At 54.9% G+C, this 14,365-nt stretch carries 12 protein-coding genes; 4 read left to right on the top strand and 8 right to left on the bottom strand.

What is annotated here, in order from left to right:
- Positions 1–113 precede the first annotated feature (113 nt).
- Positions 114–455 (bottom strand): co-chaperone GroES, encoded by a 342-nt coding sequence (locus LAO76_23665; protein ID MBZ5493930.1) that lies wholly within the window; start codon positions 453–455, stop codon positions 114–116.
- A 260-nt stretch (positions 456–715) separates the two neighbouring features.
- Entirely contained in the window at positions 716–3,397 is a 2,682-nt protein-coding gene (aceE, locus tag LAO76_23660) for a pyruvate dehydrogenase (acetyl-transferring), homodimeric type (protein MBZ5493929.1), read from the bottom strand.
- Between the two features lie 446 nt (positions 3,398–3,843).
- Here aceE and LAO76_23655 point away from each other — a divergent pair, with 446 nt between their 5' ends.
- Positions 3,844–4,635 (top strand): nucleotidyltransferase domain-containing protein, encoded by a 792-nt coding sequence (locus LAO76_23655; GenBank protein ID MBZ5493928.1) that lies wholly within the window; start codon positions 3,844–3,846, stop codon positions 4,633–4,635.
- Between the two features lie 86 nt (positions 4,636–4,721).
- Positions 4,722–5,246: an NADH-quinone oxidoreductase subunit NuoI gene (nuoI, locus tag LAO76_23650; protein MBZ5493927.1), complete on the top strand. Its 525-nt coding sequence runs from the start codon at positions 4,722–4,724 to the stop codon at positions 5,244–5,246.
- Between the two features lie 260 nt (positions 5,247–5,506).
- Here the strand turns inward: nuoI and LAO76_23645 are convergent, their stop codons facing one another.
- Complete coding sequence (locus LAO76_23645; GenBank protein ID MBZ5493926.1) at positions 5,507–6,223, bottom strand: SDR family oxidoreductase; 717 nt, start codon at positions 6,221–6,223, stop codon at positions 5,507–5,509.
- A gap of 449 nt (positions 6,224–6,672) precedes the next feature.
- Here LAO76_23645 and LAO76_23640 point away from each other — a divergent pair, with 449 nt between their 5' ends.
- Complete coding sequence (locus LAO76_23640; GenBank protein ID MBZ5493925.1) at positions 6,673–8,067, top strand: tetratricopeptide repeat protein; 1,395 nt, start codon at positions 6,673–6,675, stop codon at positions 8,065–8,067.
- 52 nt (positions 8,068–8,119) lie between these two features.
- On the opposite strand, the gene LAO76_23635 is transcribed toward LAO76_23640, so the two are convergent.
- Complete coding sequence (locus LAO76_23635; protein ID MBZ5493924.1) at positions 8,120–8,917, bottom strand: TIGR00282 family metallophosphoesterase; 798 nt, start codon at positions 8,915–8,917, stop codon at positions 8,120–8,122.
- A gap of 206 nt (positions 8,918–9,123) precedes the next feature.
- On the opposite strand from LAO76_23635, the gene LAO76_23630 reads away from it, so the two are divergent.
- Positions 9,124–9,762, top strand: a complete 639-nt coding sequence (locus LAO76_23630; GenBank protein ID MBZ5493923.1) for a hypothetical protein — start codon at positions 9,124–9,126, stop codon at positions 9,760–9,762.
- Positions 9,763–9,773: 11 nt separating this feature from the next.
- Here LAO76_23630 and LAO76_23625 read toward each other — a convergent pair whose 3' ends face one another.
- The 4 genes from LAO76_23625 to LAO76_23610 all read right to left on the bottom strand — a co-directional run bounded on the left by LAO76_23625 (position 9,774) and on the right by LAO76_23610 (position 14,293).
- Positions 9,774–11,210: an ABC transporter substrate-binding protein gene (locus LAO76_23625; GenBank protein MBZ5493922.1), complete on the bottom strand. Its 1,437-nt coding sequence runs from the start codon at positions 11,208–11,210 to the stop codon at positions 9,774–9,776.
- 163 nt (positions 11,211–11,373) lie between these two features.
- Positions 11,374–12,501, bottom strand: a complete 1,128-nt coding sequence (locus LAO76_23620; protein ID MBZ5493921.1) for an anhydro-N-acetylmuramic acid kinase — start codon at positions 12,499–12,501, stop codon at positions 11,374–11,376.
- A gap of 14 nt (positions 12,502–12,515) precedes the next feature.
- The gene (gene nagZ / locus LAO76_23615; GenBank protein MBZ5493920.1) at positions 12,516–13,649 is read right to left on the bottom strand and encodes a beta-N-acetylhexosaminidase; all 1,134 of its coding nucleotides are present in this window, start codon (positions 13,647–13,649) and stop codon (positions 12,516–12,518) included.
- Between the two features lie 59 nt (positions 13,650–13,708).
- Complete coding sequence (locus tag LAO76_23610; protein ID MBZ5493919.1) at positions 13,709–14,293, bottom strand: hypothetical protein; 585 nt, start codon at positions 14,291–14,293, stop codon at positions 13,709–13,711.
- Positions 14,294–14,365 lie beyond the last annotated feature (72 nt).

Raw genomic sequence — 14,365 nt, 5'->3', positions numbered from 1 at the left:
CGTTGCGGAATTTCCGCGAAAATGTTTCGATCTAAAATCTTTGTGGTTGGCCTTAAGGCGTCAGCCTTGAATCAACAGGCTAAGAGCCAAAAGCTAATGGCCAATGGCTGCCTTTACCGTCTTGCTGCGCCGGCTTTTTCGGGCTTCTCTGCGCTCTTGGTTGATCCGCTCAGGATTCCGAGGATCTCGTCTTCCTTCATGATGAGCAGCTCTTCGCCGTCAATCTTGATTTCTGATCCGGAATACTTGCCGAACAGAACGCGGTCGCCTTCTTTTACTGCCAACGGAACGGTCTGGCCTTTATCAAACTTGCCGGTTCCAGCAGCGATAACGATGCCTTCCTGCGGTTTCTCTTTTGCGGTGTCGGGGATGATGATGCCACCACGGATCGTCTCTGTTTCCTGAATCCGTTTAATGACAACGCGGTCATGTAGCGGGGTCAACTTCTGTGCCATGCGACTGCTCCTTTCAAAATATGCTCAAAATTGGGATTTAGTATTGCTGGTACTTTGGGGGTGACAGGAGGAGTTGCTAGCACTCATTCCTATCGAGTGCTAATTATAGGAACAAAGCCTTAGGATTGTCAAGAGATAAAGTTGAGTGACTTACGCTCATGCAGTGAGAATTCTGGGCGTACGGGATTTGTAGAGACGTAGCGTACTACGTCTCTACGGAGAGGTGAGATATCCTTGTAAGACTAAGAAAAAGCTGGTGCTTAGGCCCGGGCAGGATCACCCTTGTCTATATTTACACCAAGGTCCGCGAACGCTTTTTGCGCTTTCTTGGGATCAAATTTTCCATCGCGGGCCAGCCGTGAAAGCGCCGCCGTAGCGATGGACGCAGCATTGATCTCAAAGTGCCGGCGCAGGTGTTCACGGTTATCGCTGCGCCCAAAACCATCCGTTCCCAGTGTGACGAGCCGCGTGCCGAGCCAGGGCGCCAGCTGGTCTGGAATAGCCTTCATATAATCTGAAGCGGCGACGATCGGCCCTTCAGCTTTTGCTTTTTCGAGCGTAGAGAGGATGTACGGCTGCTTCGGCTTCTCTGCCGGATGCAGGCGGTTCCAGCGCTCTATGGTCAGAGCTTCACGCCGCAACTCGTTGTAGCTGGTCACGCTCCATACATCGGCCTGCACGCTATATTTTTCTGCGAGAATCTGCTGGGCCTTTAGGGCTTCATTGAAAATTGGACCGCTGCCAAAGAGATGTACGTCAGCCTTCTTGCCTTCAGCGGCTTTGTACTTGTAAATGCCCTTGATAATGCCTTCTTCCACGCCCTTGGGCATTTCCGGCATGGGGTAATCTTCGTTATAGATCATGATGTAGTAGAAGCGGTCTTCGCCTTCCTGGTACATGCGGCGAATTCCGTCCTGCACTATGACGGCGGTTTCATAAACGAACGCCGGATCGTAGATCGCACACGTTGGGACCGTGCTGGCCACCAGCGTGCTGTGTCCATCCTGGTGTTGCAGGCCTTCGCCCAGCAGCGTGGTGCGACCAGCGGTGCCGCCCATCAAAAAGCCTTTGCCACGCGCATCGGCAAATGCCCAGATGAGATCGCCAACGCGCTGGAAGCCGAACATGGAGTAATAAGTGAAGAATGGGATCATCGGCACGCGATAATTGGAATATGCGGTTCCGGCGGCGGTCATAGAGGCCATTGATCCGGCTTCAGTGATGCCTTCTTCCAATATCTGCCCCTCTTTGGCTTCGCGATAATAGAGCAGCATATCGACATCGTGCGGTTTATAAAGCTGGCCCTGGCTGGCATAAATGCCAACCTGCCGGATGATTGACTCCATGCCGAACGTGCGGGCTTCGTCGGGAATAATTGGCACCACCAGCTTACCGACCTTGGGGTCTTTCATCAGGTTGCGCAGCATGCTCACGAAACCCATTGTGGTAGAGACGGCGCGGCCTTTTGATCCTTCCAGCGATTCCTTGAAAGTTTCTAGACTTGGGGCTTCGAATCCGCGCACGCCCTTGCGGGCATCGCGTTTGGGCATGAACCCGCCCAGCTCTTTGCGTCGCTCAAGCAGGTATTGGATCTCCGGGCTGTCTTCCGGTGGCCGGTAGAGCGAGCCTTCCTGGGCGGCCTTATCGGGAATGGGAATTTCAAAGCGCGAGCGAAACGCGGTGAGCGCTTCGTCGGTCATCTTCTTTTCCTGATGCGTGGCGTTGCGGGCCTGCGCCGATCCAAGGCCGTAGCCCTTGATCGTCTTGGCCAGGATCACCGTTGGGCCGCCTTTGTGGTCCATGGCTCGCTTGTAAGCGTTGTAGACCTTTTGCGGATCAAGACCGCCGCGCTGCAGGTGGAAGATCTCGTCATCAGTCCAGTCAGCCACCAGGGCCGCTGTCTCCGGATATTTTCCGAAAAACTCCTTGCGCACATAAGCGCCGTCTTTGGCTTTGAAGGCCTGGTACTCGCCGTCAACGCACTCTTCCATGCGCTTGATCAACATGCCGGAGTGGTCGCGGGCCAGGAGCTCGTCCCAGCCGGAGCCCCAGAGCACCTTGATTACATTCCATCCGGTGCCGCGGAAGGCAGCTTCCAGTTCGTTGATGATCTTTCCGTTGCCGCGAACGGGGCCGTCGAGCCGTTGCAGGTTGCAGTTCACCACAAAGATGAGGTTATCCAGCTTCTCGCGGGCAGCCAGCGTCAGCTGTGAGCCCAGAACTTCAGGCTCGTCGGTTTCACCGTCACCAATGAACGCCCACACTTTGCGCGGGGTCGGCTTGATCAGGCCGCGATTCTCAAGATAGCGCATGAAACGCGCCTGGTAGATAGCGTTCAGCGGGCCTAGTCCCATCGACACAGTAGGGAAGCGCCAGAAACTTGGCATCAGCCACGGGTGCGGGTATGACGACAAGCCCGGCTTGTCGCGCAGCTCATGGCGATAATTTTCAACCTGCTCCTGCGTCAGTCGCCCTTCAAGAAATGCGCGTGCATAAACGCCCGGTGAGGCGTGTCCCTGGAAGTAAACAAAGTCGCCCGGTTCGTCGCCATGGTTGGCATAGAAGAAATGGTTGTAGCCGACTTCAAGCAGCGTAGCCAGAGAAGAATATGTGGAGATGTGACCGCCAATGCCGGGGTCTTTCTTGTTCTGGCGATGGACCATGGCCATCGCGTTCCAGCGGATCAGGCTCTTGATGCGCCGCTCCATGGCACGATCACCGGGATAGGGAACCTCTTCCGAGACAGGAATTGTGTTGACATAAGGGGTATTCAGATGGACGGGAACGTCCACGCCGGACTGTTGGGCGCGCCGCGTAAGGGCTTCCAGCAGGCGGGTACCCTGGCCAGGGCCTTCCTGGTCAATAACTTCATCAAAAGCTTCAATCCACTCGAGGATTTCCTCGTGGTCAGGTTCAAGGGCTGCGGCGGGTTTGGCATTCATCTCTATAGTATGACGCGAACCACGCGCAATTTCCACTTCGGAACTGTGATGACAGCCGCATCAATGCGAAAAGCTGAAGCAGAGGGCTTGATGCTGGCTCATCTATCCGTCAGTCACCGCACGCAATCCTAACCTGCCGCTGGATGATTCGTTGCATCACCGTTCCTCTCAATCGATCGGCCACACAATTCTCCTTTCCTACTGTTGGTTTATGATCCTGGCGAGCGACAAGGCGCGTGGACATCAGTCGTTCACCAAGACGCTGTTGTGGAAAAGCTTTGGTGAGCGAGGGTTCTGGGGGCGGAGGGTAACCAATTTCTGGGCGGAACAATTTCACGATATTGGCCTATCTGTAATATCCGCGGTATTTGTCGGCCATCATGAGCAGCGCTTTCATAAGCGTGCGAAGTGGGCAGGAAGGACTGTGCGTTTCTCAAAAGGGCTAGATGAAAAAAGAACTCAAAAGAACGCTTTTAGACTTGGTTGCGCTCTCCGGCTTTGACCATCCGAAGAATCTCATTCACCTCTTTGTCGGCGGCTCGGAATTGCATGGCGCCAAAGTCGGGCAGACAGATGACACCGATCTTTATGGCGTTTATGTCGAACAACAGGAACAAGCACTTGGCCTTAATCCCAGCGAACACTTCGTTTGGTCCACGGCTGGAGATGAGCGCCGCAACGGGCCTGACGATGTTGACGTAACTCTCTACTCTCTTCGTAAATGGGCGGCCATGGCGGCCAAGGGCAATGCCACGGCTCTGCATTTTCTGTTTGCTGAACCGCAGGAAGTCGCGTCCGAGACATGGAGGAAGATTCAAGCAAACCGCGAACTGTTCCTGTCGCGCAACTCAGCCAAACAATTTCTTGGATTTGCCGACGACCAATTTAAGAGGCTCACGGGCGAAAAGGGAAGCGGTAAAAAAGGACAGAGGCCAGAGTACATCGGCAAGTTCGGCTATGACACTAAGGCCGCCATGCACGGCCTGCGGCTGCTGTACGAATGTCTGGAACTCATGGCGCATAAACGCATCACCCTGCCGCGCCCGGAAAAGGACTTGCTGATTGAAGTGCGTAGTGGAGAGTGGACTCTGGATCGGGTTTTGGCTCACGCAAGAAGTTTAGCCAGGGAAGTGGAAGAGGCAGTCGCTATCTTGCCGCTGCCGGAGAATGTTGATCGAGTCGCGATCTCTAAGCTTGTGGCGCAGGTGCATTTGGAGTTCTGGATTCAACTAAAATGATCATTTTTTGATGATCGCGCCACGCTGCCCCCCACTCCCTTCTTGCTCCTTTGTGTCCTTTGTGGTTCCGAATTATACTTGTCTGCATGTCGATCTTTCGTGTCTTTGGCGACCTGGCTGGCATCGCGAAGGGAATGTCCGTGACCCTGCGGGAGATGTTTGCTCCTACCATTGTTGAGGATTATCCCAACAAAAAGCTGCCGAATGAGGGCGCGGTTTTTCAGGAGCGCTTCCGTGGGCTGCATGAGTTGCAGCGCGATGAAAACGGCCTGGAAAAATGCGTTGCCTGTTTCCTGTGCGCGGCCGCGTGCCCCTCAAACTGCATTTACATTGAAGCCGCCGAAAACACTGAAGAGAACCGCATCAGCGGCGCTGAGCGCTATGCCAAGGTCTATAACATCGATTACAACCGCTGCATCTTCTGCGGATATTGTGTTGAAGCTTGTCCCACAGACGCCATCACGCACGGCCACGGCTTTAAGCTGGCCACGTTCAACGCCAGCAATCTGGTCTATCGCAAAGAAGCTCTGCTGGTTCCCGTGCCCGCCAACGCCGGCAAGCCACTGGCTCCACAAGAGCCGGTGATGGTGCCGGAAAAGCGGATCGGGTGATCGCGCGTAGTTCGGTGATCCGATGATCTGAAAAACATTTCACCGCAAAGGTCGCGAAGGACGCAAAGGATCAAAGATAAAAAGCAAATGAAAGAAAACCAGAAGCTTATGATTGCTGTCTGGTTTTCGGTCACCCGATCACGTGCGATCACCGGATCACCCGATCTCGGTTGCTTCCTTACATCTCCAATTTTCCTTTGCGACCTTCGCGCCCTTTGCGGTGAACTGGTTTTCAGGTTACGGCGATGTCGGCGATCCCCTCACGGCTTTTGCGTCGGTCTTAAAAGCACCTCGCTGATGAACGCCTGCGGTCTCAAGGTAACCAGCATTTCCACCGCATGGGCCACGTCTTCCGCAATCAGCATTTTGTCCGGGCTCTTGCCTTCATGCGCTCCGAACTCCGTCAGCGTCGACCCGGGACAGACGACAGCCACCCGGATTTTGTGTCCGCGCAGTTCCTCTGCCACGGAATACGTCAGTCCGTTCAGCCCCCATTTTGTGGCCGAGTAAGCTGCGCCTTTCGGCACGGCATTTTTTCCGGCCAGCGATGAAATATTCACAATGTCGCCACCGCCGGTGGAGATCATGATTGGCGCAAAGGCCCGAATCATATAAAAGACGCCGCGCAGGTTGGTGTTGAACATGGCGTCCCATTTGTCCGTGGGCATGGTGTGCAGCGGGCCGCCAAATGTGCCGATCCCGGCATTGTTGACCAGCACATCGAGCCGGCCAAACGTCTTTTGCACACGATCCGCCAGCGCGGCCACTGAGTTCCAGTCGGCGACATCGCAGGCCATGGCTTCACCCTGGCCGCCTGCCGCGCGGATCTGGCCTGCCGTGTGTTGCAGGCGGGCCAGCGTGCGTCCGCAGACAATGGTAGTTGCACCCAAGCCCGCCAGTTTAAGAGCGATGGCGGCGCCAATTCCGCGTCCTCCGCCGGTGACCAGCGCAATTTTGCCGTTCAAAATATGGTCCATATGCTTTCCGTCCTTAACTTTAAGAAGCTTACTCCCAATAGCTTTCCTTTTTTGCGGCATTCAGGAACGTTTTATCCAGGCCGGTGTCTAATCTGGCAGGATACCGCGTCCTGCCGTGGATCGCCCAAAATTGATTTTCATTGAACTTTCACGTTTAGAAAGTAGTTGTCGCGATTGCGGGCCGATGTCTGACTTTGACGAAAGAGTGGCTCGGGGCCATAAAAGCTGGAAATACCGATGGGACGGGTGTGCCTAAGGGTAACTATCGCCAGTGACTCTGCATCTGAGCAGTAAAGTGCCATTTTATGTAGAGCTTGCCTAAATGTGGGGTGTGTCTTTTATAATCCGTGCCTCTAAGTTTTTAGCGGAAAAGGACCAGCCGAGCAAGAGATGTTCTTGGAACATTGGGCCACAAATCTGGCAGAGATGTACTGAAGGAGCAAAACTCAATGAAAAGAGTGCTTGTCACGTTTGTGCTTGCGCTAACCACAGCAGCCTGGGGTCAGGGAAGTTCACCATCGCAACAGCCGCCGGCGCAACCACCCGCCGGCCAACCGACCGCCGGTCAACAGCCCGCTGCAGGTGGCGATCAGGCCAATCTTCCCACCAGCCAGAAAGTGATTAAAGATCCGGCGGAATATAACGCCTATATCACCGCGTTAAATACCACGGATCCGGCAGCCAAAGGCGCGGCGATGGAAGCGTTTGTCGCCCAATATCCCAACAGCATCGTCAAGATTGACGCGCTGGAGCAGGCCATGGGGGCCTACCAGCAGGCCAACAACCAGCAAAAAGTTGAGCAGATTGCCAGACAGATTCTTACGATTGAGCCGAACAATGTGCGTGCTTTGGCCATCGTGGTCTTTCTTGAGCGCGGCCAGATTAAAGATGCGGCCACTGGCGCAAAAGCCCGTGGCGATGCCGAGCGCGGCTTGCAGGAACTGCCCAACTGGAAACCCGCGGACGTTTCTGCTGCGGACCAGGAAAAGCTGCGCAACCAGATGACTGATATCTTCGCCGGCACGGCAGCCTTCGGTGCTTTGCAGCAAAAAGATTACGCCGCTGCGCGCAAATATTATGAGCAGGCGCTGAAAGTCGATCCCAACGACCTGGGCAACAACTATCAGATTGCCATCGCGCTCTTGGAATCGAATCCCATGGATCCTCTGGGCTTCTGGTATGGCGCCAAGGCGCTGAGCATTGCGCAAAAGCAAAATCCCCAGGCTTTCCAGGCTTGGTCGCCGTATTTTCTCTCAAGGTACAAGAAGTACCACGGCAACACGGATGACTGGAACCAGCGCATGGCTACCGCCGCCACAGAGACTGCTCCACCGCCGAATTTTGTCGCCAGCATTCCGCTGGCGCCCACGCCGTGCGACCTGGCCGCCCAGGCTGTGCAGCAGAATGATCCCAGCCAGCTTTCGTTTAGCGACTATGAACTCGTGCTTTCCTGCCGTGACAAGACTCCCGCGAACAAAGATGCCGCCGAAAAAGTGTGGGCGTTCATCCAGTCAAAAGAGAAAAATGGCGAAGCCAAGCTGAAGATGCCCGGAGTGAAGGTGATCGCAGCTCCGGATGCCAGCACGCTGGAGGTTGCGCTCAGCGAGGACAACCAGACGGCCAACAAGGCTGACATGCGCGTTACCATGGACAAGCCGATGACCAAGCCACCTGCAGTCGGTTCCAGCGTGGACGTGATCGGAGTGATCTCAGAGTACACGCCTGACCCGTTCATGTTCACCATGATCAAGGGTGAAGTGCCGGGCGCCAAACCTGCAGCCAAAACGCCGGCCAGGAAGGGTCCTGCGAAGAAGGCTACTACGAAAAAGAAAGCCAGCAAGTAAAGAACCACGCGCTTCAACAAAAAAGCAGCCCGCGAATGGGCTGCTTTTTAATCTATTCGCCCAGCATCAGCCGCTGCACGGAATGCGCGCGACCTGTGGTTTCATCGCAACCAATCAGTACCGCGCAAAATCGCGGATCGCCCTTGGCGGCCTCAAACCGGCCCGGCAGCCCAGTCAGGAAGCGCTGTAGAACCTGCTCTTTCTGCACGCCGATCACGCTATCATACGGGCCAGTCATTCCGACATCGGTTTGATACGCTGTGCCCCCCGGTAAGACCCTTGTGTCTGCCGTCGGCACGTGAGTGTGCGTGCCCAGGACAGCCGTCACGCGTCCATCAAGGTACCAGCCCAGTGCGATTTTTTCTGACGTGGCTTCAGCATGGAAATCAACGATCACTACCTTGCTGCTGATCTTTGCCAGCAGTGCATCGGCTTTGCGGAAAGGATCGTCAGTATCTTGCATAAAGACGCGGCCTTGTAAATTGATGACGGCAAATTTCTGCCCCTGCGCGGTGCAGCCCTCGTAGACACCAATGCCGGGCACGCCTTCCGCATAATTTGCGGGACGCAACACTTTCCGCGCTCGTCCGCTGGGATCGCCATTGGCCGAATTGAAGTAATCAACAATCTCGCGCTTGTCCCAGACGTGGTTGCCGGTGGTGAGCACGTGGCATCCGAGATCAAAAAGCTCGTCGGCAATGGCAGGGGTGAGCCCAAATCCGCCTGCGGAGTTTTCCGCGTTCGCGATTACTAAATCAACTTTGTTGGTCTCCACTACATGGCCCAGGTGGTCGCGCACGATCTTGCGCCCTGGACTGCCGAAGATATCGCCAATGAAAAGAATCTGCATGAGTACCTGATACTAACATTCCAGATCGCATCGCTGCAGGCGCTATCTCAGGCCAGTCCAGCAGTTATGCATAAGTTCTGCCCGCTGTTCTGGATTGGATCTAAAAATTTCCTGATGCTCGAATGGAGCATAAGATTTTCCTCAAGTAAATTTCTTCCATGAGAAGTGCTATACTCCACATCCGTCAAAAGAAAGGTTCGGAGCTGATGAAATTGCGATTGGGGATACCTCTTCTTCTGCTTTTGTCTTTTGCCGCCGGTAAGGACAAGATTGAACCAGACTCCATCAACATCTCGAATGGCATCGTGGAATCTCCTTACTTTAAATTTCATTATGAGTTTCCTAAAGGCTGGGCGTTGAAAGACGACGCCTTGCGGATGCAGCAGAATCGTAAAAGCCATGAAGAGGGTGAAAAAAACGCCCAAGCCAAAGCTAAGGCTGATGCCCAAGCCAAGCCAGGGACCACGGTTCTATCAGCCCATGCGCTTTGGATGTATAACCTGTTTGTGGCCGCTCCTGATGCGGTTCCTGCCCAGGACTACCCTCCCCTCCCATACGTACATATATGGGCCCTGGAGCGCAATGGTATACAGGACAAACCCGGAGATAATGCGAAGCTACTCACGCAAATTGGCACAATGAAAGCATTGCGTCCTCTTCAGGAACAAATGATCGGTGGACGAAAATTTATTCGTGCCGACATGGCCGGCGGAAAAGAGAAGGCCTATGTCTCAATGTTTGATACTGCGTCGCGGGGATACTTATTGTTTTTCGAGTTCCGTGCCAATGATGAGCGACAAATGAACGACCTTGCCAAGACTATGGAGTCGCTCAAGTTTGATTAGCGATCAGGCCTTTACTTCGCCAACTCAATCGTCGTCAAAAAGTCGTAGTTTCCCGCCGGATTCACATGCAGATCCCGCACGCGCGCGGAATGCACCACAACATTATCAAAGTACCAGAGGTTGATGTAGGGCAGATCGCGAGCCAATATCTTTTGAACCTGGGCATAGATCTGCTTGCGTTTTTCCTGGTCCGTGGTGCTGCGTCCTGCATCGATCAGGCTGTCCATTTCCGGGTTCACATAATAACCACGGTTGGCATGTTTAGGCGGGAAGCTGGAAGAGTGAAACGCGTAATAGAAAATGTCCGGGTCTTCATTGCCGCCGACCCAGCGCAAGGAGTAAAGCTGGAACGCGCCTTTCATCACGTCGGCGTAGAACGTGGCAAACTCAAAGCTGCGGATATCCAGTGCAATCCCCACCTGCCTGAGCTGCTGTTGCATTACCGCCGCCAGCAGGCGCGTGGTTTCTTCCGTCGAAGTCTTCATGGTCAGGTGAAAACGCACGCCATCTGCGCCCCGCGCGTAGCCTGCCGCGTCCAGAATCGCATTTGCCTTTGCAGGATCATAGGCATAGTGCGCTACGTCTCCGTTGTAAGCCCAGTGCTGCGGTGGAAGCACGCTGTCGGCCAGCCGGCCCTCGTCGCCGAACAAATAATGCAATACGGCGCCGCGATCAATCGCATATGCCAGCGCCTGCCGCACGCGAATATCTTTCAAGATCGGGTCGCGCAGATTGAAGGCCAGATAAGCAAGTATCGTGCCCGATTGCTGCTCGATCTCAAGATTGCGGTAGCGGCGGAGCGTGCCAATCATGTCCGCGCTGAGTGAGCCGCCTGGAGAAATGTCCGCACTGCCTTTACGCAGTTCCAGCGCGCGCGTGGTGGCGTCCGGCACAATGGTTAGTCGGACACGTTCCACTTGGGCACGCTGGCCCCAGTAATTGTCATTCCGCTGCAGAACTACCTCAGTGTCAGGATCCTGAGAGACAAACGTGAATGGCCCTGAGCCAATGGGATGGCGATTGAAGGGCTTGCCGCTGCCATACGGCACAATGCCGAAAACTCCGTCAGACACGTTGTATAGCAGCGTGCCGTCAGGCTCGGAAAGATGGATGATGAGCGTGGAGTCATCGGGCGCGTCAACGCGGTCGATTAGATTGTAAGTTGTGGCTTTCAGCGTTGTCAGCGATCCATCTCGGACGCTGTCCAGCGTCCATTTCACGTCGCGCGACGTTAGTGAACGTCCGTCATGAAAGTGAATCCCCCGGCGTAGATGGAAGACATACGTTTTGGGATCAGGAATCTGCCACTTTTCTGCTACCCATGGCCGCATGTTGAAGTGTTCATCGCGATGCACGAGCGGATCGAAGATCAACTCGTCAATGCGCTCTGACTGCGCATCCGTGCCCACGCGCGGATCAAGATTCGTAGGGCTGCTTTCAATGATCATCACCACGGTGTTTGCGTCCGGACGCTTAGAGCAGGAAAGAAGGCTGGCGCACAGCAGCAGGCAAAAAAGCTTCAACCACAAAGGGCACGAAGTGACACGAAGGTGATCGGCTTTCGACGGAAACAGCCTTCGTGAACCTTCGTGTCCTTTGTGGTTAGAGACGTTAAACATACGAAACTTTTCCCAGTACCGCTGGTTTCTTTGCTCCTGTGGCCGAAGGCACGTTGCCCGGCAGGCCGTTAAATGTCTGGTATGCCAACAGCGCGAAAGCCACTGCTTCCTTGGCCTGGCTGGGAATACCGAAATCGTCAGAATGACGGAGCCACAGTCCCATGCTCTCAGCTTCTTTTCTGAGCATGTCCATCAGGGCGATATTCTTTGTGCCGCCGCCGGAGACCACCCAGTCGCGATAATTACTTTTTTTAAGAATGAAGATCCTCAGCGCATGCGCCATGGACATCGCAGTGAGCGCTGTTGCCGTGGCAATCACATCAGCCTTGGCGGCCCGGCCGCAACGGCGCAAAAAGTCCTTGGCGTATTCGCTGCCGAACTCTTCACGGCCCGCCGTCTTTGGCGGCTTCTGCTTGAAGTAAGGTGCGTTCAACGATTGTTCCAGCACCGGTTGAAGCACCGATCCTTTGCGCGCAACTGCTCCCCTATGATCGTAATCTTTCTTGAACAGCATTTGCATGAGCTGGTCAATCAGCATGTTGCCCGGGCCGGTATCAAACGCTACAAGGTCGTCCGGCGAGCCGCCCGCTGGAATCGCGGTGAGATTGGCGATCCCGCCTATGTTCTGCACGATGCGTCCTTTATGCGGGGAACGAAAGATCGCATAGTCGAGCAACGGTACCAGCGGCGCACCCCTGCCGCCCGCAGCCATGTCTGCCGGTCGAAAATCAGAGACGACCGGCACTCCCAGCCTCGCGGCTATTACAGATCCTTCACCGGTCTGCCAAGTGCACGCGATATTTTTCCCCAGATAGGGAGCTGCCGTTCCCTGATGATAGATGGTCTGTCCGTGGCAGCCCACAAGGTCAAGCGTGGCCTGGCCCGATTTCTTGTGCGCTTTGCGTACGGCTTCAGCATAGAAGTCGCCCAGCCGAAAATTAAGACGTGAGAGTTCAGCCACGCTAATCTGGCGGGCATTCATCGCGGCAAGTACGGCCTTGCGGATTGCCGGTGGATATTCCGAATGGTTGTGCAGTAGCAGGTCAAAGCTGAGATAGGAGCCGCGGCCCTGAATGCTTATAACGGCCACATCGACACCATCGGCGGAAGTCCCGCTCATGACTCCGGCGACGATCAAACGTTGATCTCCCGCGCGGTGTGCAGCCGGTCGTCAATTACTTCACCGCCGACGATTCGCGTGAAATCGGTGACGATCTTCTTTAGGTGGTCCACAACTTTGGCTTTGGGTTCGGCGGAAAAGCCGCGCAACTCAGCGGAACGCTTTTTGAAAGCCATCACCCGCTGCGCGGCCTGCGCCACGTGTGCGGCAAATTTACGGTCGCGCTCAGCGGTGCGTAACACAGCTTCAAAGCCGCGCCACACCAACTCCTGGTTGTGACACACCAGAAACATGTCAGCCCCGGCGCGCAGTGTTTCCACGGCCACGTCTTCAATTTCGCCGGTGGAAAGCACTCCGCCCATCTCCAGATCGTCAGAGATGATGAGGCCTTTATAGCCAATTTTCTTGCGCAGCACGTCCTGCATCCACTTCTTTGAGAGCGACGCAGGCACCTTGTTATTGGTGACCTCCGGATAAGACGCGTGCGCCACCATCACAAGTGGAATCTGTGAACGAAGCTCGCGGTAAGGCAGCAGGTCTTCCGCCCACATGGCTTTCCAGCTCTTCTGAACGACTGGCATCGCATGGTGGCTGTCCAGATTGCCCTCACCCAGGCCAGGGAAGTGCTTGCCGCAACCGAGCACCTTGGAATCCTTTAGGCCGCGCAAAAATGCGCGCGCATACGCAATTGTTTCTTTGGGATCGGCCGATGCAGTTCGGCTGGTCAACACTGAGCGCGAAGCTTCAAAGCCGAGATCGAAGACCGGAGCAAAGTCCGTGTTGAAGCCCAGTGCCCGTGCTTCCAGACCAAGTATCTTTCCGTGCATGCGGAAGAGTTTGCGATTGCCGGTGGCAAATACCTGCTCAACGGACGGCGCAGGCGCAATCACTTTTTTCAGGCGATCAACAGTCCCGCCTTCCAGATCGACACAAAGAAACATTGGGACCGGCGTGGTGGCTTGCGAATCGCGCAGCAAACACCACGTCTGTTTAGGTTCTTCGATATTGCGCGCGAACAGGATCACGCCGCTGGGCTGGAGCGTGCTCAACGTGGTACGCAGCTTGCTATCGACGGCCAGCCCGTCATAGCCCAGGATCAATAACTGGCCAACCTGCTGGCGAAGGTCCTGTGAGGTGGTTTTTGCCATGCCTGTTCGATTATACGAATTTCAGCGACGAGCCAACCGTTGATACTTTGGAGTCTGCCTTAGTCCTCGGCAATCCTGGGCAAACTTTTCCGGTCGAACTGTTTGTAAGCCTCGCGTGGTTGATAACGTTGGAGAATCCTTCCAGTGGGGACCTCAACTCGATACACTTCAAATTTCGACATGTAACGGCAGTCCCCCACATTAGGCACGAGCGCGGAAACCAAAAGCTCTCGCGAACCGTTAAGCCACTGGGCTCCGACAATGTTCGCTTCACAATATTGGGCGTCCAGCCAAAAGTGCTGGTCTATCGTACGGCCAAATTCTTTGGGCATGGGCAAATGCCGCATTCTACGCTCAAAGTCGCTACGGACGTGGTTCTCAAATGCAGTGATCTGTCTTATCCCTGATTTCGTGATCGAGTACAGTTCCGTATGCCACGTTCCGGTGTCTCCACCGCCGGTCCATGTCAGAAAAAAATGCTGCGAATCAGGGGCCCAGCCCAACTCCGCGCTTGTCTTCTCTCCCAGTTTTGTGCGGTAAGTTTTACCGTCTATAACAATGCCAACTCTCTCATTCCTGACTTGAATGGTTTTCTTGCCGTCAGGAGAGGGAATCGTCAGTACTCTGCCGGGGTTGGAATCCAAGCCTCCCCATGTATTAAATAGAGAAACAGTCTGAGCGGACCATTCGCCCCGGTTTACGCTGATGCGCCTATC

The sequence above is a fragment of the Terriglobia bacterium genome (assembly GCA_020072645.1).
In the GTDB taxonomy this organism is placed as follows: domain Bacteria; phylum Acidobacteriota; class Terriglobia; order Terriglobales; family Acidobacteriaceae; genus Angelobacter.
This window is presented reverse-complemented; position numbering and strand designations above follow the sequence as displayed.

What these genes read in the sequence shown, in the direction of transcription:
- nagZ (MBZ5493920.1), bottom strand. Translation starts at nt 13,649, where the DNA reads ATGGCAAAAACCACCTCACAGGACCTTCGCCAGCAGGTTGGCCAGTTA.
- LAO76_23665 (MBZ5493930.1), bottom strand. Translation starts at nt 455, where the DNA reads ATGGCACAGAAGTTGACCCCGCTACATGACCGCGTTGTCATTAAACGG.
- LAO76_23645 (MBZ5493926.1), bottom strand. Translation starts at nt 6,223, where the DNA reads ATGGACCATATTTTGAACGGCAAAATTGCGCTGGTCACCGGCGGAGGA.
- LAO76_23630 (MBZ5493923.1), top strand. Translation starts at nt 9,124, where the DNA reads ATGAAATTGCGATTGGGGATACCTCTTCTTCTGCTTTTGTCTTTTGCC.
- LAO76_23625 (MBZ5493922.1), bottom strand. Translation starts at nt 11,210, where the DNA reads ATGATCATTGAAAGCAGCCCTACGAATCTTGATCCGCGCGTGGGCACG.
- nuoI (MBZ5493927.1), top strand. Translation starts at nt 4,722, where the DNA reads ATGTCGATCTTTCGTGTCTTTGGCGACCTGGCTGGCATCGCGAAGGGA.
- LAO76_23640 (MBZ5493925.1), top strand. Translation starts at nt 6,673, where the DNA reads ATGAAAAGAGTGCTTGTCACGTTTGTGCTTGCGCTAACCACAGCAGCC.
- LAO76_23635 (MBZ5493924.1), bottom strand. Translation starts at nt 8,917, where the DNA reads ATGCAGATTCTTTTCATTGGCGATATCTTCGGCAGTCCAGGGCGCAAG.
- LAO76_23620 (MBZ5493921.1), bottom strand. Translation starts at nt 12,501, where the DNA reads ATGAGCGGGACTTCCGCCGATGGTGTCGATGTGGCCGTTATAAGCATT.
- aceE (MBZ5493929.1), bottom strand. Translation starts at nt 3,397, where the DNA reads ATGAATGCCAAACCCGCCGCAGCCCTTGAACCTGACCACGAGGAAATC.
- LAO76_23655 (MBZ5493928.1), top strand. Translation starts at nt 3,844, where the DNA reads ATGAAAAAAGAACTCAAAAGAACGCTTTTAGACTTGGTTGCGCTCTCC.